At 40.8% G+C, this 24,983-nt stretch carries 17 protein-coding genes; 9 read left to right on the top strand and 8 right to left on the bottom strand.

The annotated features are described in order from the left end of the window. Window positions 1-166: 166 nt before the first annotated feature. The 3 genes from ACZZZI_RS18485 (at window position 167) to ACZZZI_RS18475 (ending at window position 6,241) form a co-directional block, all read left to right on the top strand. Window positions 167-3,253 carry a SusC/RagA family TonB-linked outer membrane protein gene (locus tag ACZZZI_RS18485; RefSeq protein ID WP_463490549.1) on the top strand — a complete coding sequence of 1,029 codons (3,087 nt, stop codon included), beginning with the start codon at window positions 167-169 and terminating at the stop codon, window positions 3,251-3,253. Window positions 3,254-3,292: 39 nt separating this feature from the next. Continuing rightward, window positions 3,293-5,140 carry a RagB/SusD family nutrient uptake outer membrane protein gene (locus ACZZZI_RS18480; protein WP_463490547.1) on the top strand — a complete coding sequence of 616 codons (1,848 nt, stop codon included), beginning with the start codon at window positions 3,293-3,295 and terminating at the stop codon, window positions 5,138-5,140. Between the two features lie 213 nt (window positions 5,141-5,353). Further along, window positions 5,354-6,241, top strand: a complete 888-nt coding sequence (locus ACZZZI_RS18475) for a polysaccharide lyase (RefSeq protein WP_463490545.1) — start codon at window positions 5,354-5,356, stop codon at window positions 6,239-6,241. Window positions 6,242-7,517: 1,276 nt separating this feature from the next. Here ACZZZI_RS18475 and ACZZZI_RS18470 read toward each other — a convergent pair. After that, window positions 7,518-8,405 carry a helix-turn-helix domain-containing protein gene (locus tag ACZZZI_RS18470; protein WP_463490543.1) on the bottom strand — a complete coding sequence of 296 codons (888 nt, stop codon included), beginning with the start codon at window positions 8,403-8,405 and terminating at the stop codon, window positions 7,518-7,520. A 122-nt stretch (window positions 8,406-8,527) separates the two neighbouring features. On the opposite strand from ACZZZI_RS18470, the gene ACZZZI_RS18465 reads away from it, so the two are divergent. The 5 genes from ACZZZI_RS18465 (at window position 8,528) to ACZZZI_RS18445 (ending at window position 13,362) form a co-directional block, all read left to right on the top strand. Continuing rightward, window positions 8,528-8,830 (top strand): DUF3861 domain-containing protein, encoded by a 303-nt coding sequence (locus ACZZZI_RS18465; protein WP_463490541.1) that lies wholly within the window; start codon window positions 8,528-8,530, stop codon window positions 8,828-8,830. Between the two features lies 1 nt (window position 8,831). After that, entirely contained in the window at window positions 8,832-10,367 is a 1,536-nt protein-coding gene (locus ACZZZI_RS18460; RefSeq protein ID WP_463490539.1) for a subtype B tannase, read from the top strand. Continuing rightward, entirely contained in the window at window positions 10,364-11,608 is a 1,245-nt protein-coding gene (locus ACZZZI_RS18455) for a multidrug effflux MFS transporter (protein ID WP_463490537.1), read from the top strand. The genes ACZZZI_RS18460 and ACZZZI_RS18455 overlap by 4 nt, the downstream gene beginning before the upstream one ends. 479 nt (window positions 11,609-12,087) lie before the next feature. Further along, window positions 12,088-12,774 (top strand): Crp/Fnr family transcriptional regulator, encoded by a 687-nt coding sequence (locus tag ACZZZI_RS18450; RefSeq protein ID WP_463490535.1) that lies wholly within the window; start codon window positions 12,088-12,090, stop codon window positions 12,772-12,774. A gap of 3 nt (window positions 12,775-12,777) precedes the next feature. Next, window positions 12,778-13,362 (top strand): molybdenum cofactor guanylyltransferase, encoded by a 585-nt coding sequence (locus tag ACZZZI_RS18445; protein ID WP_463490533.1) that lies wholly within the window; start codon window positions 12,778-12,780, stop codon window positions 13,360-13,362. On the opposite strand, the gene ACZZZI_RS18440 is transcribed toward ACZZZI_RS18445, so the two are convergent. The 7 genes from ACZZZI_RS18440 to nirB are packed head-to-tail and all read right to left on the bottom strand — an operon-like array spanning window position 13,357 to window position 23,687. Continuing rightward, window positions 13,357-14,838 carry a rubredoxin gene (locus ACZZZI_RS18440; protein WP_463490531.1) on the bottom strand — a complete coding sequence of 494 codons (1,482 nt, stop codon included), beginning with the start codon at window positions 14,836-14,838 and terminating at the stop codon, window positions 13,357-13,359. The genes ACZZZI_RS18445 and ACZZZI_RS18440 overlap by 6 nt on opposite strands. 1 nt (window position 14,839) lies before the next feature. After that, on the bottom strand, window positions 14,840-15,346 hold the full coding sequence (locus ACZZZI_RS18435) for a nitrate reductase associated protein (RefSeq protein ID WP_463490529.1): 507 nt from the start codon (window positions 15,344-15,346) through the stop codon (window positions 14,840-14,842). A gap of 10 nt (window positions 15,347-15,356) precedes the next feature. Next, a complete protein-coding gene (locus tag ACZZZI_RS18430) occupies window positions 15,357-18,905 on the bottom strand; it encodes a molybdopterin-dependent oxidoreductase (protein ID WP_463490527.1) in 3,549 nt (1,182 codons plus the stop codon). 31 nt (window positions 18,906-18,936) lie between these two features. After that, entirely contained in the window at window positions 18,937-20,304 is a 1,368-nt protein-coding gene (locus tag ACZZZI_RS18425; protein ID WP_463490525.1) for an MFS transporter, read from the bottom strand. Window positions 20,305-20,337: 33 nt separating this feature from the next. Further along, the gene (locus tag ACZZZI_RS18420) at window positions 20,338-20,733 is read right to left on the bottom strand and encodes a hypothetical protein (RefSeq protein WP_463490523.1); all 396 of its coding nucleotides are present in this window, start codon (window positions 20,731-20,733) and stop codon (window positions 20,338-20,340) included. Window positions 20,734-20,787: 54 nt separating this feature from the next. Further along, window positions 20,788-21,132, bottom strand: a complete 345-nt coding sequence (gene nirD / locus ACZZZI_RS18415; protein WP_463490521.1) for a nitrite reductase small subunit NirD — start codon at window positions 21,130-21,132, stop codon at window positions 20,788-20,790. A gap of 47 nt (window positions 21,133-21,179) precedes the next feature. Further along, window positions 21,180-23,687, bottom strand: coding sequence for a nitrite reductase large subunit NirB (gene nirB, locus ACZZZI_RS18410; RefSeq protein ID WP_463490519.1), 2,508 nt, complete (start codon window positions 23,685-23,687; stop codon window positions 21,180-21,182). Between the two features lie 274 nt (window positions 23,688-23,961). On the opposite strand from nirB, the gene cobA reads away from it, so the two are divergent. After that, window positions 23,962-24,732 (top strand): uroporphyrinogen-III C-methyltransferase, encoded by a 771-nt coding sequence (gene cobA / locus ACZZZI_RS18405; protein ID WP_463490517.1) that lies wholly within the window; start codon window positions 23,962-23,964, stop codon window positions 24,730-24,732. Window positions 24,733-24,983: the final 251 nt, after the last annotated feature.

Below are 24,983 nucleotides of genomic sequence, written 5' to 3'. Positions count from 1 at the left end.
TTCTGTGTGTATTCCACTTTGTTTTCGTTTGATATCCTTGTTTAGTAAGCGTATCACTATTTAATGTAACTATCTATTTGTTAGGTGTTTATGCTTTTTTTTATTTGTTTTTTGCTGAATATTGCAATAGGTTTGTGTTTACTAATCAAATCTAAGCCAGTTAAAAATGAGAAAAAAAATTACCCTTTTTATTGCTCTGGTTTGCTTTACCCTTAGCTTCTGCTTCGCGCAGGACGTTACGGTAAAGGGAACCATCAAAGACAAATCCGGGGAGCCGATCCCAGGTATTTCGGTAAAAGTTAAAAACAGTAAATCAGCGGTTTCCTCGGGTGCGGACGGCGGCTTTTCAATCACCGCACCCGGAACCGGGACGTTGATTTTTTCTGCAGTGGGTTATACCACTCAGGAACTTGCCGTTAATCAAAAAACGTCACTTTCGGTAACGATGGTTGAAGAATCAAAAAACCTGACGGATGTGGTGGTGATCGGTTATGGTACCACAACAAAAAGGGATGCAACGGGTGCAATCTCCAGTGTGAAGGCGACCCAGCTTGAAAATGAAAATCCGCAAAGTATTGCCGATGTATTGAAAGGTAATATTCCGGGTTTGTCAGTTGGTCTGAGTTCAAGTGCCAAAGGCGGTGGCGATTTACTGGTTCGGGGAAAATCTACACTGAGTGCAGGTACATCTCCGTTAATTGTTCTTGACGGGGTAATTTACAATGGACAACTGGCAGACATCAACCCTAATGACATTGAAGGAGTCGACGTATTGAAGGATGCGAGTTCGCTCGCTGTATATGGCGCGAAAGCAGCTACGGGGGTAATTGCCGTTACGACTAAAAAAGGAAAAGGAGAATCGCCTACAATAACCTTCAATACCAATGCCGGTCTTGCCCAGCTGGCCAAAAATATGCGTCCTTATGATGGCGAGGCTTTTTTAGCATGGAGAGGGGATGTTCTCAGAAGTGGTGCAACTACACCAGAATATCTTTACAATGATCCCAGAAACCTGCCTTCAGGGGTAACACTGACGCAATGGCTGAACGGGCAGACGGGAGATCCTGTCGATCTGTGGCTAAACAGGCTTGGTCTTGTGGCAAATGAAAAGTCAAATTATCTGTCGGGAAAGACTACCAACTGGTATGATGATATCTTCCGGGTCGGTTTCCGTCAGGACCATACCCTGTCGCTGAGCGGTAAAAAACAGGAAATCAGTTATTACATGTCGCTAAATTACCAGAAAAACCAGAATGTGATTGAAGGGGGTGACTACACAGCGATTCGCGGCAGGATCAATCTCGAAGGTGAGGCCGCAAAATGGCTCACTTTAGGAATGAATTTACAGTTTGCAGACCGGGATGAGGCAAGGACCGGCACTGGATCAACAGAGGCGGACTGGACTCAGATCTTAAATTTATCGCCCTATGGTGATAAGTATCTGCCGAACGGGGAGCTAAGGAGAATTCCTACAGACGACAGTGGCCTGAATGCCAGAAATCCTTTTTTAAGCATGACCTATAATGAGCGAATGAACAGGCAGAATACAATATTTGCGAGCATTTATGGACGGGTAAAATTACCTTTTGGAATTACCTATCAACTTAACTTTAGTCCTGGGTTTGATTTCTACAGAACCTTCGATTACCGCTCTTCCAGAAATCCGGATGTGGTCACCCCGGGCGGTTCGGCATCCAGGGCAAATGAAACCCGCTACAATTGGCAGGTTGATAACCTGATCAAATGGAATAAAACATTTGCTAAAATTCATAATGTGGATGTCACCCTGCTTGCAAATGCGGAAAAGTATCAAACCTGGTGGACTCAGGCTTCGAATGAAGGCTTTGTTCCCGGTGATGTGCTGAGCTACCACAACCTTTCAAGCGGAATTAAACCAGTGACAAACAGTGAAGATAAAGTTTACACGGGTGATGCATTAATGGCCCGGTTAAACTATAGTTTACTAAGCCGCTACATTTTAACGCTTTCGGTAAGACGCGATGGTTATTCTGTTTTTGGGGTAAACTTCAAACGTGCAACATTTCCGGCTGCTGCCTTCGCATGGGTGTTTACCGATGAGGGTTTTATGAAAAACCAAAACTGGTTAAACTATGGAAAACTTCGTGTTTCTTACGGGGTAAACGGAAACAGGGATTTACGTAATCCGGATAATGGCACGGTGGATCCTTATGCGGCACTTGCGCAGCTGACCAGTGGTAAATATCAGACTGTAAACGGCAGCGGGGCGGCCTCGGATGTGAATACGGTCCAGATTGGTTCAAAAATGGCCAACTCAGACTTGAAATGGGAAGAAACGACTGCGCTGAACGTAGGGCTTGATTTCTCGGTTTTAAACGACAGAATCAGCGGGTCAATTGATGCGTACAATAAAAAAACCAGTGATTTACTGGTTAGACAAACCCTTCCCAATGTAAGCGGCTATTCTAATGTTTATTCTAACCTGGCGCGAATCAATAACAGGGGAGGTGAACTCAACCTGAACACCAAAAACCTGGTTGAAGGCAACATCCGCTGGAACACGAATTTTAACTTCTCTTTCAACCGCAACAAAATCGTTGCCCTTGCCCTGCCTACCGATGATCCGGGTAACGGCTGGTTTATCGGGAGAGATATTGATGTCATCTGGGATTATAATGTGCAGGGGGTATGGCAGCAAAGTGAAATGGCTGAGGCAGCCAAATTTACCAAAGCAGCCATTAAGCCCGGGGATTTTAAACTCGAAGATGTGGATGGCGATTACGCCTATTCGGATAATGATAAAAAATTCCTGGGTTACCGTACGCCGCGCTACTTTTTTGCGATGCGTAATGAGTTCAATATCTTTAAGAACTTCGATTTTTCATTTCAGCTTCTGGCCAACTGGGGACAGCTCAAACAATATAATTCTGCTAAGAACCAGCCTGGAAGTGTCGGTTTTGCTCGCTCTTCTTCCTACGTGCTGCCTTACTGGACACCGTCAAATCCAATAAACGATTATGCAAGACTCAACTCAGGGTCAAGCGGGACCAGTTATAACGTGTATTGGGATAACTCTTTTATCCGCCTGAATACGGTTGCAGTTTCCTATTCGGTGCCTGCGAATTTATTGACTAAGCTCCGCGTAAAAAGTGCGAAGATATACGCCAATGTGAATAATGCTGGCTATTACGCTCCGACGTGGACTTTTTGGGATCCGCAGAATGATGGTCCTACACCAAGATATTACACTTTAGGCCTGAATGTTACTCTATAAAGTCTTATCAAAATGAAAAAAACAAATCAAAATATAGTTGTGCTGATAGCCTTTGTTTCGCTACTGGGCATGGCAGGATGCAAGAAAGCTTATCTGGATTCTGAGCAGCTGTCTGCTTACGCACCTGAAAACCTTAATAACCTTACTGCGATGAAAGCGGCTTTAAACGGGCTGGGACTTGCAACAAGACGCGAATTTTTTGGTGATTCAGCTCCTCTGCTTACCGAATCCTTGTTCTCTGATGTGGCAGTAGATGGCACGACCGATAAAAATACACCGGCGCAGGATCTGATTTCAAGGATTACCCCTGATGCAAACCTCAACAGTGATGATTTTAATAAAATCGGCTGGTATTGGGATAATGAATTTGTTGCTGTAAGGCAGGCCAATACAATTATTTCAAATATTGATAAGCCAACCTATGGCTCTGAGGCAGAAAGAAACCTGATTCTGGGATCAGCTTATTTCTACCGTGCGTATTATTACTACCGTTTAGTACACCAGTTCGGGGATGTGCCTTTGCTTTTGAATGATCTGGAATCACCTAAAGCTGATTTTTATTCAACTAAACGGGAAGTGATACTCGCTAAAATGAAAACTGATTTGGAGTTTGCGCAAACCTGGGTAACCGATGGTGGAAATAAAGGGGATGTTACCAAAGGTGCGGTGAGTCATCTGCTCACCAAAGTAAACCTCGCACTTGGTAAATTTGATGATGCCATTGCCTCCGCGAATAATGTTATCAACGGAGGGAAATATGGCATGATGACTGCACGTTTCGGAAGCACAGCTTCAGATTTGACGAAAAATGTCATTTGGGATTTGCACAGGATGGATAATAAGGCGCTCACAACCAACAGGGAAGCTTTGTTTTTGGTTATCGACCGTGAGGCTTTTGCTGGTTTTACTGCCCTGGGCTCTCAGCTGATGAGAAATACGGTTCCGGCCTGGCACTTTGCGAATGTTAAAACCCCTTCGGGTGCAACAGCCATTGTAGATGCGGTTACTGCCGAAATTCCGTTGACCAGGATGTACGGAAGGGGCATCGGCAGGTACCGGGGAACGCCTTACAGTACAAAATACATCTGGACGGACAATACGGACTATCGCCATGCAAAAGGGATGTGGATGGAAATGACCGACCTGGTTTATAACAATCCCGCCCTTAAAACCTCAACCAATGCAGCGGACAGGGCCTTGTATGGCCAGCCTTTGCAGATGTATTCGGATGCTAATATTAAGCAGCGTTTTACGAACGGTTCTTTGGATACCATCCGGCACTGGTTTGGATGGCCGCATTATAAGGTTTTCATCAACTCGACCAACGCTCTGGCCAATGATCCTTACTGGACCCCGCCACGCGGTACCAACACCGACTGGTATGTATTCCGTCTGGCTGAGACTTATCTGCTCCGGGCAGAAGCTTATTACTGGAAAGGTGATCTGGCTCTTGCGATGGCAGATTTGAATGTAGTCAGGAGCAGGGCTAATGCTACGCTTTTAACGAATGCCTCGCAAATTACCATTGGAACCATTTTAGATGAAAGGGCGCGGGAACTTTACTGGGAGGAACCTCGTAAAACGGAACTCACCAGGATGGCATATATCTTTGCCCAAACGGGCAAACCTGCCTATAATGGCAAGAGTTATACTTTGGCGGCCTTTTCGGATAACAACTTTATGTATGACAGAATAATGGAAAAGAATGATTTTTATAAGAATCAGGTGCCTACACTGCAAGGCGTAAATTATAAGATAGCGCCATACCATGTATTGTGGCCTGTGCCTGCAAGTGCACAACGCTTCAACACTGAAGGCAGGATCAATCAGAACAAGGGCTATGCAGGATACGAGCAAAATGTTCCTGCATTGGATAAATTACCCTAATTAGTAATTAGCCGCAGTCCGCATAACTGCGGTTATGGTTAGTGAAAGGCAGTCCCTTAAGCAAGGACTGCTTCTTTTGAAATCATCAATATTAAAATCACCAAAATACACGGAAAAGATAAAAGTAACCATATCATTACTGCACCGGACTGTCCAGGACAGAAAACTGCCATCAGAAACATCTAACCAGATTTAAAATTAAACCTTTACAAAATGAGTCAAAAAATTAATTTTTATAGATTAACGGGCTTTGCCGTGTTGATTTTTTCATGCTCTATTCTAGGATGTTCTAAAGACTCCTCTGAAGCAAATCAGGATATCGTTCCCGCAGGGAAACTCTCGGTGAATAAAAGCATGGCGGTTGCTGCAGCGGCGCAGGCCTTTCCCAGTAACATAAACACAGGCTTTAATCATCCGGACGGATCTTATTCTTATAGTGAGGCAAGCAGTGATTTTGGGCTGGCCGCATTAACGGGCTGGAATGAAGACCGTGCTTACATTTCCGGAGGATGGGCAAGGGCAACGCTTGCGCCGAATTCAGTTTCAAACGGGCTTATAGCAGGGGCTGATATCTCTGATGGCTCTGCTTATGAGGCAACTTTTAAAGTGCGGTTTCATAGCCAGTTCGATTGGAGCCGTGGAGGAAAAGTTGGTTTCGGTTTCCTGATCGGTGAAGGGAATACGGGTTGTGATATTGCAACGGACGGCAACGGAGGAAGTTTGAGGCTGATGTGGTATAACAACAATGGCAGGGTTTACTTTCAGCCTTATGTTTACCATAGGGATATGGCTGGCCCTTGCGGGGATACTTTCGGGAAAACCTATCCGACAAGCGGAAGCCTGGTTAAAGGAAATACCTATACCGTACACCTGTATGTGAAGAGTAATACGGGCTCGAATAAAAATGGCTGGGTGCAGGTATTGATCAACGGCGCAACTGTCCTGGATCAATCGATCCGTTGGACAACAAATGATGCGCAACGGCTAATTAACAGATTATCCTTCCATAATTTCAGAGGGGGTAAGGACGTCGCGGTCTGGGGTTCAAGTCAAACCAGTTACATCTATTTTGATGATCTGGTTGTAAATAAAGTTCAGTAGTGGTTCCTGTGGTGAGGCTGATCCAGTCTCGCCACTTTTTGGTAAAGAATCAGTAAAAAAAATTGAATTAAATTCGATATAAATAAAGGGATGCTGGGAGACAATTTGTTATCGGTTCAGGCACCAAGCTGGATAGGTGATGTTATTCTTAGAACCAAAAGAATGTTTTAATTTGTTATAATTTCGATTTTGATTAACGACTAAAGACTCTGAGAATATTTTTCACATGATCACTCCCTGAACATACCCTATGACATATTCCCTCAATTCGATTGCAATTATTATTAAATTTAAATAAGCCTGGGTGAATTTATGATCAAAATTTATCATTCATTATTTTTTTGCTTTTACAATGCTAGGAAATGGAATATAGAAGATAAAAATTTTGAACGATCTGTTTATGGAATGTCCTATGTAATGATAAATATTGCGCTCACATTTTTATTCGTAATTGGCTCTTTCATCAACTTAGGGATAGCAGGCTACGGGTATTTGGTGGGCACTTTAACAGCCGTTGCCATATACCTCATTTTTAAATTTAATTTAAAATATTTTAAAAACGAACTTATGTCTAATCCACAGCAATTTCATTTTAGAAAAACGGACAAGAATAGCTTAACTGCTCTAACTTACCTAATTCTCTTTGGTTCGTTTATCCTATTGGGTTTTTCTGGTAAGCATTTTTCTAAAAATTCGAAATTGCATAAATTAAAGCAGGACTCTACTGTTCATCGCTGACCAGGCTTTTTTCGAAATTGTCAATGTGAAAATTTTTAAGATATAGGCATGCATTCGACTGATATTTTAAGGCATTATACATAATATGTTATCATTACGGGCTAAAATTCGCATTGATGATAAACAGGTCAGAAAATTGATTGAAATTACCATGTCATCGGGAAAGGAAACTATGCTAAGCCTGAAAGAGGAAAAATTTCATCAGCTTTTCAGTCCTTACCTGGATAAACCGCAAGCTGTTGACCGCATTTCGCCGGAACTGAAATTTGTATTAGTCATAAATTTGCTATTATAAATCCAGTAGCTAGGGGTCAAACAGATTGGATTTTCCACTAATTTTTATTAATTGCGATTATAGGGCTATTGCTAGCTGATCAGTCTTTCACAAATTTTAGATAGCAGGATTATAGGGCCAGGTTAGAATATTTGATGGAATTAAAATACCCTGTCATATTCCCTGGTTTTTTGATAATTCAATTCTTGTACTCTGATTATTTCAGCACTTTTTAATGAAATTTTGTAATAACTTTCTTATGCGCTATTGTTTCCTAAACTGCGAGGGTGATATTGAAGTATGTTTCTTAAAGAAACGGGCAAAATAGTTTGGGTACTCAAACTTCAGCAGGTAGGCAACTTGCGACACTGAATAAGAAGTATACTTAAGATATTTTTTTGCTTCGTCGAGTAAGTGTTCATCCATCAACTGCCCTGCTGATTTGCCAGTAGCCAGGTTACAAATCCGATTGAGGTGTACAGGAGTAATACCTAATTCAAAAGCCATCTCTTTCACTGTAGCCTTTGCATTGATCTTCTTAACCAACCTTTGAAATCTTTCAAAATATCCTAGGATTACCGGGTCGTATTCGTTTTGCGTGTTCGTCCCTTTTTCCCAGGTCCTGTAAAAGCTAATAAACAATTCCTGCAGATAGGCCTGCAGCATAATTGCTTTTCCTTTGATATTGCTAAATAGTTCTTCATGCAACCGAATTAAACATTCTTTTATCTGTTTGGAGGAATAAGACCCGTCGAAATCTGTGAGGCACACGAGTGTGTTAAATATCGTTGACATGAATCCTGCATCATTAAAGATTTGATGCAATAACTCCTGCCCAAGACTTAATATCCTTCCTTTGACCTGATCATTGAAATTGAATCCGTGTAATACAGTCGGAGGTATAAGGATAATACAAGGAGCACTTAATGTTCTTGTATCACCCGATTCATGAAGTTCAAAGGTTCCCTCGTCAATAAAGAAGACCTGATACAGCCCGGGATGTGTATGAGGTGCTATATTCCAATCAAACTGACTGCTGCGCGTTTCCAGTAATTCAGAAAACATATTTCCTTCTATTACACGATTAGCCCTGTCCCCATAAAGTCCATTAAACTGGCTTAAACTATAATGATCTGTATAACTTTTGCCCATCAATTGTTCTGTTTGTATCCAAATTAAGTTCTAAAATACCCGAATTATATGATTAAATCCAAGAAATTTGTTAATCAAATGAATGCCTGTCAACTATCGACGGCATTGCAAAAAATAACGAAATGGAAAAAGCAATAAAAAAATATAACCGTTATAAACTTTCATTGGAAGCCATCAATGACAATACAGACCACCAGGCGCCATTAAACAAGATCGAATTTAAATTTGAAAACCACGACGATCTTTTCAAAGTGATTGAATTAGCGAAGGGTAAAAATATCTTAGCTGAGGAGCTTGAGACCATAGAGTTTGTAATCGGCTTAAAGCTGTTTTCGGAAGTAATTTTAAGAAACAGGGAACTTCCGCTGTTTAATGAACTAAAACCAGCTATTAAGGAATTTATGAAAAAATTAAAAGCGATATAACATGGTAGGTAAACAAATTTTAACGCTGGCACTAAGTTGCCTGTCGCTATCGTCATTTGCGCAGATGAATGACAATAAGCTCAAATTCGATATTAATAAATATCAAACAAAAATGCTTTCCTTCAACACGAAGAGTTTTAAGGTCAGAGCATTTGAAAATATTGTTTATGTGGCAAATCCAGCAGATACCATTTATCAGAAATTAAACATCTATATTCCTGAAGCGTATTTCAATAACAGCAGTATAAACGGCTACACGGCAGCGAATGCGCCTATATTTTTACCTAATCAAATCGGAGGATATATGCCGGCAAAACCTGGATCTACAGATGCCCGGAAAATGGGAATGCAACCTCCGTTAAACGGGGAGCTTCCAAAAGATATCCCTAAAGAAATACTGGAGAAAATCAAAAGTGGGGCAATGCCCGACATGATGGGTGGGCCAAAAGGCAATACCATTGTTGAGGCATTGGCACATGGCTATATCGTGGCCTCGCCGGGTGCGAGAGGCCGCACAAACTCCAACGGCCGAGCGCCAGCGGCAATTGTGGATTTAAAGGCAGCGGTTAGATACCTGAAATATAATGATAAACTGATGCCGGGGGATGCGAATAAGATTGTTTCAAATGGTACCAGTGCTGGCGGTGCCATGTCATCCCTGCTAGGTGCAACAGGCAACAATATGGACTATGAGCCTTATTTGAAAGCACTAGGTGCTGCGCCTGCAAAAGATGATATTTTCGCAGTATCTGCTTACTGTCCGATTACCAATCTGGATCATGCTGACATGGCCTATGAATGGCAATTCTCCGGACAAAATACGTTCGAGGCGCGAGGTCCGATGGCAAGAGCTGGCGAGGGTGCCAATACATTGACGCCATCACAAATTAAGTTATCTGCGGAACTGAAAAAAGGCTTTCCAGAGTATGTGAACAGCTTAAAGTTAAAGGATGATAAAGGGTCACTTTTAACTTTGGATAATAATGGAAACGGCAGTTTTAAAGAACTTGTGAAGACTTATGTAATCGCATCTGCCAATACCGCTATCGAAGGTGGAAAAGACTTAAAATCCCTTACCTGGCTTACCTATGCAGGTAACAAAGTAACAGACCTCGACTGGGACAAATACGTTGCCTACATGCAACGCCAAAAAACGCCGCCTGCTTTTGATGCATTAGATTTATCTACTCCGGAAACAGAAGAATTTGGAACACATAAAATTAACAATCAGCATTTTACGCAATTCGGCTTGAAAAATTCAACTGTGAAAGATGCTAGAATCGCCGATGGTAAGATCATTAAAATGATGAACCCCATGTATTACATCGGTGATAGTAAAACCAAAACTGCTAAATACTGGCGCATTCGCCATGGATCAAAAGATAAGGACGGTAGTTTAGCCACACCTGTACTTTTAGGCACCTTATTGAAAAATAATGGATTTGATGTAAACCTTGCACTGCCTTGGGATAAACCACATAGTGGTGACTACGATTTAAATGAACTGTTTAGCTGGATCGATACGATTTGCAAATGACAGCAATAACGAAAACCGAGGGTGCGAACGAGGGAGCAACGAAAATAAAGGACAGCGCAATTCTTATCATGGTAATAGGGGCACTTATTGCATTAAGTCCCTTTTCCATTGATATGTATCTTCCTGCTTTTCCAGCTATTGCAAAATCCTTGAATACGAGTATTGCGAAAGTGGGTTATTCACTTACCAGTTACTATTTTGGTCTTTGTGTGGGCCAACTTATTTATGGGGTTTTAATTGATCGGTTTGGACGAAAGAAACCGTTAATGATTGGCTTACTGATTTATCTGATCGCAGCGATTGGCTGCGCATTGGCTCCGGATGTTAACTTTTTAATCGGCATACGTTTATTTATGGCCTTGGGAGGCTGTGTAGGGATGGTTGCTGCAAGAGCGATTGTGCGTGACTTATTTCCTGTAGAAGATACGGCGAAGATTCTATCTATTTTGGTATTGGTAATGGGCGTAGCGCCAATTATTGCACCCACGATTGGTGGTTTTGTAAATACATTGGTGGGCTGGAGCTGGGTATTTGGTGTTATGGGCTTGATCTCGTTAATGTTATTCTTTGCAGTAAAATTTATTCTCCCGGAAACCAGGCAAGACGATCCGGACATTTCTTTAAGTATCAAAACAATATTACCTGAATATTTTGCTGTGCTGCGAAACAGAAGTTTTCTAATATATACCCTGGCGGGAGGCATTAGTTATGCAGGGATGTATGCCTATATAGCAGGTTCACCATTTGTTTTTATGGAGAAATTTGGCTTTTCTGATCGAAACTATGGGTGGGCATTCGCATTCAACGCTTTTGGATTAATATTGGGTAGTCAAATCAACAGATTAGCTCTGAAGAGATTTAGCAGCACAGCCATAAGTTTTTATGCTGCGTTCTCGCTGTTTCTGGTCGGCCTGGTTTTATTAATTACCACTGCCAAAGGAGTTGCAGGACCAGTACTTACACTTTGCTTTGTGTTTTTATTCCTTTTCTTCCTTGGATTTATTAATCCAAACGCAACAGCACTAGCCTTACAGCCCTTTACCAGCCAGGCTGGACGGGCATCAGCGATATTAGGCAGTGCACAAATGATTGCCGGCGTATTGGCATCGTGGTTAGTCAGTTTTTTTAATAACGGAACACTGATCACTATGCCCGTTGTGATGTTTGGATGTGCAATAATTACACTTGCACTATTAACTGGAAAAAGAGGAAAGGCTCTTTTAACTAAAAGATGTGTGTGAGGTCATTTGCATTGGTTTTTATTAGTTAGTTACCAGCAAACCCTGCATGTCCATTACCATGGGGATTTAGTGCGATAAATCTGATAAGTTATGGACGCCGATTAATGAAATAATACATTTTATATTTTGAATGATCATTACATTTATGGACTCTTGATGCTAGCTTTGTCAGGATAACGATTGAGGGAATTATCAGTAAATTATTCTTTTTCATTTGATGTCCTGCTAAAAAAAATCCATAAAGTAATGAACGCTGTGTCACCTTCGAACACAAGGATAATATTTTTTTAATGCATATTTTCCGAACGTGTAGTTGAGATTAGAAATCCATTCTCTAAATAATGGCCATAGAGAGATTAAAATTTCGCAGTCAAGTTCGCGAACGGAAGCTGCTGCGAATACTTACCGTGACAGGGATAATTAGTTCTGACACATTAATTTTGACTTGAAACTATTATGTTTGTGGGAATTAGTTAGCCATGAAAAAAAACGACAGCAGCTGCGATATTCAAACTTGTTTTTTATGTAAGAATACACTCCCTGAATGGCAACTTGCAATAAAGAGCCATAGAAAGAATTTCATTGCTAAAAAAGGAGAGGTCCTTATTAAGGAGGGGGACCCTGTTACCGGCGTGTACTTCGTAACTTCAGGTACTGTAAAAGTTCACAAACACTGGGGTGATAAGGAGTTGATTTTGCGTTTTGCAAATGCTGGGGCAATATTAGGGCATCGTGGTATCAGTTCTCAAAATATGGCTTATCCAATTTCTGCTACTGCTTTAGAGAAAACCTCGCTTTGTTTTGTAGATATAGAATTTTTTAAGACTACATTAAAAGTAAATCACGATTTCGCTTACAGTTTGTTAATGTTTTATGCTGATGAACTACAAACTTCAGAGAAAAAAATGCGTGAACTGGCATTAATGTCGGTGAAGAGCAGGTTAGCAGTAGCCATCTTAAATCTTCGGAATCAATTCGGATTGAGTGAGGGTGGTTTCTTAAATTTAGCATTATCTCGCCAAGACCTCGCAGCCTATACTGGTGCCACATACGAAACGGTTTTCAGAACCATGAATGAGTTGCTTGCAGAAAAACTTATCCATATAAAAGATAAAATGATCGGGATTTTAGATGAGTCAGGATTGGAGGATTTAAGCAATAGATAATCAATGTTAGGAATCGTTTTATGCGGCGGACAAAGTTTGCGAATGGGCACTGATAAAGGACTGTTGCGTTATCAGGATAAGCTTTGGGCAATACTGGCAGAAGATAAATTGCGTTCAATTGGATTGGATGTGAAATTTTCCATCAATCCGCATCAGCAGGGAAAATATATCAATTATTTTCAGGAGGCGCAGTTGATTATTGATGATCCCTCTTTAGATTTAAATGGCCCTTTACTTGGGGTGCTTTCAGCGCACCTGGAAAATCCCGACAAAAATTTGTTTCTCTTGGCATGCGACATGCTGCTTATGGAAAGTAGCATGTTAGGGAAGCTGAAAGAGTTGATGACTGCCGATGATTCGTTTGATGCCTACGCTTACACACGTGATGGTCAGCAGGAACCATTATGTGGGATTTATACTTCAACAGGTTTAAAAAAGATATTGAATTTGCTTCAAACGGGCAAATTAATCAGACACAGCATGAAGTTTATGCTGTCCTCTTTAAAGGTTTGTGAAATCAGCGTGGCGAATCAGGATTATCGATCATTTGAAAATTTTAATTCCCATGCGGAAATCAATGGCTTATAATAACAAAAGTGTTGCAGGATTAATTTTTATGAATTTGCTTTTATCTGCATCACAAAGCGTACAACAATAATTTTCTGGCAAATCATCGAATGAAGTACCAGGTTTGATATTGTTTTCTTCTTCTCCGAGCGATTCATTGTATACTGTTAAACAACTATTGCATTGATAAAGCACAAAAATATCTTTTGTAGAAATCTGTTCAGGTTTTGATGTTGGAACGATTTTACTGTTTTGAATGGTATTCTGCCGTTGTTTATAAAAAAGGTATATGGCTCTCCTAATCTGTTCTGGTAATATCAGTTTTGGGTTTCCACGACTAAATACTTTACCTGTGCGCTCGTTTGGGTTAAAGTCTTTTGCACAAAGAATATCATAAACCCGGAATAATTTAATTTCCCAAAAATCGATTAGGTAGCGTTTGCGAATTAGTATGCTACTGAAAATTTCGCTTTTCCTCCGTGTTTTAATACCAAAGCAAATGCCAAAAGTTCTAATGTCATTTGCACTTAAATATTTTACCAGAAAGTTTTTTAATTCAATGCCTTCCAAACAGTTATCTTCCACCTGAAAATTCAATTCATTTGCAGCATGGCGCATATTCAGTTCAAATTCTTCCAGTAAATCATTCCATAGTTTCTTATGCTTTTCCTCAATTCCCTTTATGATAATGCTTTTCCATGAAGTGCAGCAGAACTGGCCAAGTTTGGTCTCCAAGCAGAGTTGGCATAGACGTTTTAAAAACGCAATGCTGAATAATTCATCGCGGCGGTAAATACCCAGCCAGTATTTATTGTTGTAACGATTTAAGCCTTCGTAATAGGGTAGGTTAAAAGTGGAAAGGGCAGCCGCATTTTCAGCAGATTTAAGCACAAAATCTTTTTCATTTAGTTGCGCAAAAAGTGCCTCTCCGCTGGCAAATTCATTATCTATAAACTCATCAGGATTTTCGGTGATAATTTGGGCGACAGTTTTGGTCAGTTTTGCAACATGATTGGTGTAGCAAAGCTGCTTCCATTCATAGATGATATTGGTTTTTGGGAAACGGATAATTAAATGCCAATAATGTTCCGCTTGCGAACTTGCAATCCAGTTGATGTTCCCCGTTAGCATCGGGGTGAAACTCTGGTTGCTATCGCAAATGTTTACTTTAACGGCGGGCTTAAAATCAATATCGGCCAGTATATCTTTGTAGATCCCACCGGTTAACCAGCTTCCCCGAATAAAAATTTCTTCTGCGGGATAAGAGCTGATGATGTTTGGAGCTTCGTTTTTATCCAGCTGAAAATCAACGCCAATCTTTTCAAGTTCGCCTGTGAAAGTGGAAAGATTATAATTGGCCACATTGACTAACAACTGCTGCCTAAGCCCGAAGCGAACATATTGAATCCTCGCTTTGCTGGCAGCCACCAGGATGTTGTACAAATTGCCGGGAGAAATAATCCCGCCAGGAAAGTTGATGATTAGGGTTTGATCCATACTAAATGTTCATTAAACCAAATTCCACTGATGCTATTGGAAAATTCTTGTTTTCGTGTCCGGGTCTGCAAAGTTTTAAAAGTGCAAAACGCTGAATATCGGTTAAGCTTTGCCACTGGGATATCGAAATGTTTAACCCAAATTCTGAAGATTTTTCTACGAGCATCAGTGGAACCTGTACCAGGTTTTTCCATGCTGGATTTTGGTCTATGGAAAGGGGCGTGGCTGCTTTCTGGGTATGGTTTATGACAAGAGACCTCAGATAGTTTCGGTAATAGTCTGTTTCTTGTTCACTGGTTACAGGAAGTAAGGCCAATTCGATTCTTTCTGCTGTTCCAAAGCGTCCCCATTCTCCCAGTTTTAGTTTGATGCCTGCCAAATCCATTTTAAAGCGAACCACCATCGGGATACAGCGTACATTTTCTTCCATAAAATCTTCTTCAAATTTGAAGTATTCGATCCCTTTCAGGTTGATAAATTCGGATGGCTCCATTATAACGTTCATCATCATTTTAGGTTTATTCAGCTAATGCACCTTCGGGTACTGCTTTTAATACGTTGACAAAAGAATCAAGGATGGCTTTAACTTCCGGGCGACAGCTTCCACAGCCCATTCCGGCACCGGTTAGCTGGCAAAGTTGCAAATGATCTTTGCAGCCATCTTTTATCTTGTTAATTAAATTTCCCTCGCCAACGTTATTACAACTGCAAACAGTTTTACCAATAACAGGCTCGGCAGTTTTTCCACTTCTCAATAGCTGGAGCCTTTTTTCACTCAGCTCCATCTTGTTTTCAATCAGATTTCTAAATTCCAGAAACTCACTTTTATCGCCAATTAATATAGCACCAACCAGTCTATCGTTTTGTACAATGCATTTTTTATAATACCGCTGTGCTTTATCTATAAAAGTAACTTCCTCGTAGCTCGGGTCGTTTTCCGGTACTTCTGTCAAACCTATCGAACACAGTTCCAGGCTATGCATTTTCAGGATGTTCATCAGTAAACTGCCCTGGTAAAACCTGCCAATATCGCCACATAAATATCTCGCTACAATTTCCGCCTGTTGCTCTGCCGCTGCGGTAATACCATACATCTGGCCATTAAATTCGGCGATTTCGCCTATGGCATAAATATCAGCTTCGCTGGTTTTTAAATATTCATCTACCACAACGCCTCTTTTACATTCAATGCCTGCATCTTTAATCAGTTCGGTATTCGGCACTGTTCCAATAGCGACAATTAATGAGGTGCAATCGATCAGCAAGCCACTTTTCAAACGTACCCCCGACAGATTCTTGTCGCCAAGTACCAGATCAATTTCGTCATTGTAAAAAATGTCTATGCTTTTGCTAATTAATTCTTCATGTAATAATTGACTGCCTAAGCCATCAAGTTGCCTTCCCATCAACCTCGAAATTCGCTGAATGATAACTACTTTTGAACCGGTGTCTGATAGTGAGGCTGCCATTTCAATCCCAAGTAAACCACCGCCAACAATAACCACTTTACCATTTGTTTTTAGGGAATGTTTTTTGAAACTGTCGGCATCATAGCGGCTTCTCATGGTAAAAATTCCTTTCAGGTTTGGGAGGTCCTTAAGTACGAAGGCCCTGCTTCCGGTGGCTAAAAGCAGGATGTCATAAGGGTGGGTTTTCCCGTGACTGTCCAGAACTGTTTTTTCATTTTTATTGATTTTCTCTATTCCTGTGCCTCGGTGAAGTTTGATTCTGTAATCAATTTCTTCACTTTCGGTCATTTTGATGAGGTTATGCCAGGATAAAGTGCCAATAATATAATCGGGGAGGAGTACACGGTTGTAAAATGGGAGATCTTCGCGGCTGAAAATTTCAATATCATCTTGCACATTTAATGCCCTATAGCTTTTTACAAAACCGCAAGCGCCTGCACCGGCACCAATGACGATGATTTTTTGCCGGGGCTTGTGATAAGGCTTGACCTCTACAGCTGTAAATTTGAAATCGGGTTCTTTGCTAATCGGGTCAACGAGGTTGTTGGTTAGGTTATTAACCCGGTTTAAATCGCTTTTTAAAATTTTGCCCCAATGCATCGGCATAAAAACAACTCCTGGTTTAATATCTGTTGAAAATTTAGCTTTCAGCCTTACATTTCCCCTGGGGCTGCACATCTCAACCACCTCATTGTCCTTTATGTTTCTTTTTTCCGCATCTTCGGGATGAATTTCCAGAAAAGATTCGCTGATGTGTTGATTAAGCTTATTGACCTTCCCGGTTTTACTGCGGGTATGCCATTGATCTCTTATCCTTCCGGTGGTTAAAATAAGGGGATGTTCCGGGGTTAATGTTTCCGATTGATTTTGATCATCAAAAGAAATGATGTTCGCCTTTCGATCCGGCGTGTAAAACTTGTGATCTTCGAATAATCTGGCTGTTCCAGATGCTTTTCCATTTTTGGGATATGGCCATTGAACGGCTCGTTTTTCTTTCAGGATTTCATAGTTCAGTCCGCTGATATCAATATTTGTACCTTCGGTTAATGCTGCATGTTCATCGTATATTGCTGATGAATCCTTAAAGTTGAATCCATCGTAACCCATTTTTTGTGCAAACCGGCAAATGATTTCTGCATCGGGTAGCGCTTCACCGGGTGCTTGTATTACTTTGCTTAAATATGAAATATAACGGCCTGCGTTGGTCATTGTGCCTTCTTTTTCGGCCCATGCCGCCGCTGGCAATACCACGTCAGCATAGTTCAGGGTTTCGGCTTTATTGCTAATATCCTGAACAACTACAAATTTTGCTTTTTTCAAACCTTCTTCTGCCTGGCGCACATTGGGCATGCTAATGAGTGGATTGGTGCAGAGAATCCAGATGGCTTTTAGCTTTCCAGAATTCAGCTCATCGAACATTTCGGTTGCAGTAAGTCCGGGTTTTGACTGGATGCTTCCCAGTGGAATTTTCCAGAATTTTTCTACTTCATTGCGATGATTTTCGTTGGCCAAATTTCGGTGTGCCGGAAGCAAGTTAGCCAGTCCGCCCACCTCTCTGCCACCCATGGCGTTCGGCTGGCCGGTAAGGGAAAAAGGACCGCTTCCGGGTTTGCCAATGTGGCCGGTTATCAAATTCAGGTTAATCAGTGATAGGTTTTTGTTGGTACCAATAACGCTTTGGTTGAGCCCCATGGTCCACATGGAAATAAAGCCTTTTGCAGAGCCAATAAAAGATGCAGCCAGTCGAATGTCGCTTTGCTGAATACCACAAATTTCTGCCGCTTTTGCTAATGATGTTTCGAATACTGTTGAACAGTATTTTTCATAGCCATTCGTGCTTGCTGAGATAAAATCAATGTCGATTTTTTCATCCTCAATTAAACACCTGCCAATGGCATGATGAAGGGTAATATCTGTGCCAGGATTAACCTGTAGATGAACATCTGCCATTGAACAGGTCTGCGTTTTTCTAGGGTCGCTGACAATGATTTTTAAATTGGGATTTTTAGCTTTGGCAGCTTCAACCCTGCGCCATAAAATCGGGTGGCACCAGGCTGGGTTTGCACCAGCCACGAAAATGCAATCGGCTAATTCAATATCATCATAACTGATTGGAACGGTGTCTTCTCCCAAGCTCATTTTGTAACCAACAACCGCACTGCTCATACACAAACGGCTATTAGTGTCGATATTATTGCTACCGATAAAACCTTTCATTAATTTATTGACTACATAATATTCTTCGGTCAAACATTGTCCGCTGGCATAAAAAGCCACGCTATCTGGGCCATGTTTGTCTATTAAAGCCTTAAAAACCATAGCTGTTCTTTCCAATGCCTTATCCCAGCTTACCCTTTGCAAGGGCATGTTTTTGTTGTAACGCATAGCTGGGTAAAGTAAGCGATCGCTTTTATCGTTTGCTGTATAGTGCAAATTCATGCCCTTGCTGCAAAGCATTCCCTTATTTACAGGATGGTTTTTATCTCCTTCAACGGTAATTCTATCCTGATTGTCTTTACCGAGTAGAATGCCACAACCCACACCGCAGTAGCAGCAGGTTGTGGTGTCATTGGCTAAGGTATTATGCACTTTTTCCACTTGATGATCAGGATTAGATGATGATTATGAATTAATTGCTTCCCGCGAATGAAAGTTCTGCTAGTTTTGATCTTTTTTGGGCCATTACCGTTCTAAAAATGAAGACTGCAATGCCAATCCCTAAAATGATGTAACCCAGCAAAGTGAAGGCTGATGTATAATTAATTAAGTCTTTCTGAACGGTTTGACCATTTTCAATCACCGATTTTGTTAAATGGCGGGCTTCCGATTTAAACATAAAAGCGATTAGCATGGCACCAATATTTCCTCCGGCACCCACAATTCCGGCAACACTACCTACAGCGGTTGGATTTATAAATGGAACCAAACTATAAGTAGCACCGTTAGCCATTTTTAAGCTTAAACCAAAAACAAACATCATAAATATAGCCATGCCGATATTGCCTGATTTGGCAAACCAGATTAAGCCGATGCCTTCAATCAATAATAAAATGGAGAGCAAAAGTGTTTTACCATCGAAACCCCAGGTTTTTCCGATTTTATCGGCCACGATTCCACCCATAGGTCGGGCGAAAATGTTGATCCAGCCAAAAATTCCGGCAACTAAACCTGCAATGGCTATTGTTGCGCCAAAAGAATCTGTGAAGAATATGGGTGCAAAATTATCAACAGTAATCTCCACACCAAAGCATGCTGCATACGCAACAGTTAAAATCCAGGTGCGGTAATCTTTTGCAGCAATTAGGAAAGTGTTTTTATTACTTTTAATGGTTTCATCTTTCAGGTTTTTGAAATCACCCTGCGGACTATCCTGTGTGTAGCGATGATATAAAAAGGCACAGATTAAAAGCATTACTCCGGGAAAAATCATAGCGAAACGCCAGCTATCTGCCGAACTGCAAAAACCCAAAGCGGTTAATGCGGAAGCGATCAATGGCATAAAAACATTTGCAGCACCACCTCCGGCGTTACCAAAACCACCTGCGGTGGCGTTTGCTGTGCCTTTAATGTTGGGAGCGAACATGATGGAGGTATGAAATTGTGTGATCACAAAAGATGCTCCAATGATACCAATGGCTAATCTGAAAATTAAAAATGAGGTGTAAGATTGGCTTGTTCCAATGAGTAAAACAGGAATAGCACAAAGCACCAGGAGCCAGGTGTAAATCAGCTTAGGACCAAACCTGTCAATCAGTCTTCCGATTAAAAGGCGGGCAAGAATGGTTGCCGAAACGGATGCAATTTGGATATTCCCAACCTGGTCTTTGGTTAAGTGCAATTGTTCTCTGGCTATTTTCATCAATGGCGCCATGCCAAACCATGCGAAAAAGCAAAAAAAGAAAGTAAGCCAGGTAATGTGAAAGGTTTTCATTTGAACACCTTTCAATGAAAATATATTCAGTTTTTCTAAAGGTTTGTTTATTGTTTGAGCTGTCATGGGGATTGGTTTAGATTTTAAGGTTGACTTGATTTAAAATTTGTAACCCAGGCCTGCGCCCACGTTCCATTCGCCGTTTCTGGTCGCTGTTTTTGTATTGTAATAAAAGGGTAGCTGCACCGCAAAATGATGGAATACCGCGGTTAAACCGAAACCAAGATTCGGTGTTACCAGGCTATTTTTTGTCGCTCCGGGTGCGACTTCATCTTCTTTGATTCTTAATGAGGGTAGCAGGCCGGCAGAAATTGAAAAAGGCTTTTTGCTAAACTTTATGTTAGGCCCAACGCAATTGATGTAGGCGCCGTGATCTACATATCCTGCAACTAGTGTTCCATCGAATAAGTTGACTTTGGTTTGGGCGTTAGCTTCAATACAAAGCACAGCTATAGCAAGGCAGCTTAAAAAAGCTACATACTTTTTGATTTTCATAATTTTGGTCTTCGTTTGTGAAGGTGTCTTTAACGGTTTAAGGTATCTGAAAGGTTATGAATTTACGGCAATGTAAACGGTTCCATTTTCTACTTTAACCGGATAGGTTTTTATAGCACATTCATCTCCGCTTAAACATTCACCGGTTTTTAACGAAAAGTTTTTTTTATGAAAAGGACAGGCTACTTTAGGTTCATCAGTAAGGGTTCCGATCATTCCACGACTTAATGCCATCTGTTTTTTATGCGGACATTCATTTTGTGTTGCGTACCATTCATTTCTTCGGGTAAAATAAAATAAGGCAATTTGTTCCTCTCCGTTTTTAACGCATACACCTCCATTCTCTACTGCATCCTCAACACGGCAGGCGGCTAACCAATTGTTTGTTGTTTCTGTCATAATTGTTTGGTTTTAGTTGATAATTTGTTGGTTGATTTTATATTTGGTTAGACTGTTTTCCATTCGGGAGTACGCTTCTGTCCTCTCATTTCTACAAATTCTATTGTCGGATCTTTATCCTCAGGAGCATTCACAAAGTGAGAAAATCGTTTTCTAATGGCTGGGTTTTCGACCGCCTCTTTCCATTCGCACTTATAAGTATCAACAAGTTTTTCAATTTCTGCTTCCCATTTTTCTGCCATGCCCAAGCTATCATTTACCACTACGTTACGCAGATAATCAATTCCGCCTTCCATTTTATTCAGCCAGGTTGCCGTACGTGTTAAGGGATCGGCTGTCCTGATGTAGAACATCAAAAAACGATCGATGTATTTAATGCAGGTTTCGCTGTCTATATCTGTGGCTAATAACAAAGCATGTTGCGGTTTGCTGCCGCCGTTGCCGCATACGTAAAGATTCCAGCCTTTTTCGGTGGCAATAATGCCGAAATCTTTACTTTGTGCTTCTGCACACTCCCGAATGCAACCACTTACTGCAGATTTAAATTTGTGCGGTGCCCTGATTCCGCGATATCTTTCCTCAATTCGGATGGCAAAACTCACGCTGTCATGCAATCCAAAACGGCACCAGGTACTGCCGACACAACTTTTCACCGTTCTCAATCCTTTGCCATAAGCATGGCCACTTTCAAATCCTGCGGCAATCAATTCTTCCCATATAACGGGTAAATCATTCAAATGGGCGCCGAACATATCAATCCTCTGGCCACCGGTAATTTTGGTGTATAAGTTGTATTTTTTAGCTACCTCGCCAATAACGATTAGCTTTTCTGGCGTAATTTCTCCTCCTGGCACCCGGGGTACAACAGAATAAGAGCCACCTTTTTGAATGTTGGCCAAAAACCTGTCATTGCTGTCCTGGGCGGTATCATTCCCCTTTTTAAGGATCATCTCGTTCCAAATACTAGCAAGAAGAGAAGAAACCAGAGGCTTACAGGTTTCGCATCCATCCGATTCACCTAGCTTATCCAAGACCTCATCATAATTTTTTAATTGATGGATATGAATTAGATCATACAACTCCTGGCGGCTATAGTTGAAATGTTCACAAATCACATTTCTAACATATTTGCCTTGCGCTTTCAGGTTATCGAGCATCAAATCTTTAACCATCGGTACACAGCCACCACAACCCGTTCCGGCTTTGGTACATTTCTTTAAGCCGTCTAATGTTTCGCAGCCTTGTTCCATGACCGCATGGCGGATGTCGCCTTTTGTTACGCCTTCGCAGCTACAGATTAATGCTTCATCGGGTAAATTGATGATGCCTGCACCAGCCTGTTCTCCGCCGCGGCTACCTAATATTAGTTCTTCAGGGTTTTCGGATAGTGTAATCCGGTTAACACTGGTTTGCAACAGCATGTTGTATGCTGTTGCATCGCCAATTAAAATACCTCCTAAAAGGTATTGCCCGTCATTACTAATGTTTATTCTTTTGTAAATTCCTTTATGTTTGTTCTCGAAAACAATAGTTTTGCAATCTGGCTCATTAATAAACGGATCGCCAAAACTGGCCACATCAATTCCTATAAGTTTGAGCTTGGTACTCATATCGAAGCTTTTGAACAATTTAGGTTGCGCACTAAGGTTAGATGCCAGCACTTCTGCCATTTCATAACCTGGGGCAATCAGGCCATAAATCATCTCCTCAAAAAGGGCGCATTCGCCAATGGCAAAAACACAAGGGTCATTGGTCTGCATTTCGGCGTCTACCACAATTCCACCTCTTGGGCCAACTGTAATCCCGCATTGCCTGGCCAGTTCATCTCTCGGTTTTATTCCTGCTGATATGACAAGCATGTCAACGGCCATTTCAGTATCATCACTAAATTTTAATGCACTAATATTGGCTTCGCCAGCTATGCTGCTGGTGTTTTTATTGAGGTGGATTTGCAGACCAAGATCAACTAGCATCGATTTCAAAACTTCGCTTCCTGCCAGATCAATCTGTCTTGGCATTAATCGGGGAGCAAATTCAATAATGCTGGTTTCTTCAATCCCTAAATCAATTAAAGCCTTAGCGGCTTCCAGTCCCAGCAAACCACCACCAATAACTGAAGCCTTTTTAGCATTTTTTGAATAGTCTGCAATTAAATCAAGATCATCAATAGTGCGATAAACAAACACACCTTCTTTTTCTATTCCTTTTATATTAGGTACAAATGCAGCGGAACCAGTAGCAAATACCAAAAAATCATAACCAAAACGCTCTCCTGATAAAGTTGAAACTGTTTTAGCCATTCTATCGATACCGATAACTGGATTGTTTAAGTGTAAGTCAATTTCCTGTTCCCTATACCAGGTTGATGTCGACATAGAGAGGTCTTCAGCAGATTTGCCATTGAAATACTCACTCAAATGAACCCGGTCGTAAGCCCGCCTGGGTTCTTCTCCAAAAACAATTAGTTTAAATGAATTTGATTTAGATTTAAGCTTTTCGCAGAATTTATATCCGACCATGCCATTTCCGATAACAATTAGTTTTATTTTATTCATGGTTTTGGTGCTTTTTGAGTTTGATGGATGTTTATTTTAATTTTTTCGACTTTTTATTTAAGTTGATCACACTTTATTGCTTTTTATTTGATGTTTTTAGCTTTGAAATCAATATATTTTATTGATTTTTATGATTTATGATATTCAAATATAGATTTAATATTATAAAAATCAATAATAATATGATTTTTATCATAAAATATTGGAAATATTGATAATTTTTACTCACTTTTATTTGTGATTAGTGAGTTAATTAATTAAATAGTTAAAAAAAATGAATGATATTAAACTTTTTATAGTAGGATCAGGGCCTGGAGATCCAGAATTATTAACTATTAAGGCATATAATGTACTAAAAAGAGCAGAAGTTGTACTTTATGATAATTTGTGCAATGCAAAACTGCTGGAAATTGCTCCAAAGGGATGTAAAATGGTTTATGTTGGTAAAAAACCGTATGAAAGATGCACACCTCAGGAAGAAATTAATGAATTAATGGTAAAATATGCTTTGTCTAATCAGGTTGTGGTGCGCTTAAAGGGTGGAGATCCTTTTATTTTCGGTAGGGGCTTTGAGGAATTGTTATTTGCTGAAGCACATGGAATTAAATCGCAATACATACCAGGTATCAGTAGTATGCAGGGATCAGGTTTGATAGATGTTCCCTTGACTCATCGCGGAATCAGCGAGAGTGTGTGGATCATTACTGGAACGAAAAAAGACGGAAGCCTTTCGAAAGATCTGGCCTGTGCGATGAAAACATCTGCAACTGTTGTGATATATATGGGCATGAAAAAATTGGCAGAAATTTCTTCAGCTTATAAACTAGCAGGTTTAGGATCTACCCCGGCGGCAATTATTCAACACGCTACATTGCCACATCAGAGGAAAGGGGTTTGTGAGGTAAAAGATATTCAGCAAATGGCTTTAAGGGAAGGATTGGCCCATCCCGCCATCATTATTATAGGAGATGTGGTCAGGGCAAGAGAAATTGTAGCCGCTCAGCAACATAGCGTACAGCCTTTGGAAATGCTATATAGTGCATAAATACGCTCGCCGACCGCCTTATAAGTTGCCGTGCAGATGCGCAAAATCAAGAGTGGAACTTCTGACCAAGGTTATGGGGATTTTATTTTGCTCAAGGGATAGATGATGTGACATGTTTGTATACAGTATTTTTCGAGATGGTCAAGTTTTTAAGTTCAAAATTTTCTGGTAAGGTTTTATTGAATTGTAATTCCTACAGTTTTTAAGAATAATCAGGGGAAACCTTTTGTTTTCAAATCGTCCACGATAGG

The organism is Pedobacter sp. AC190 (genome assembly GCF_979258025.1).
Note: the sequence above shows the minus strand (reverse complement) of the source record. Positions and strands in the feature narration are given on the sequence as shown.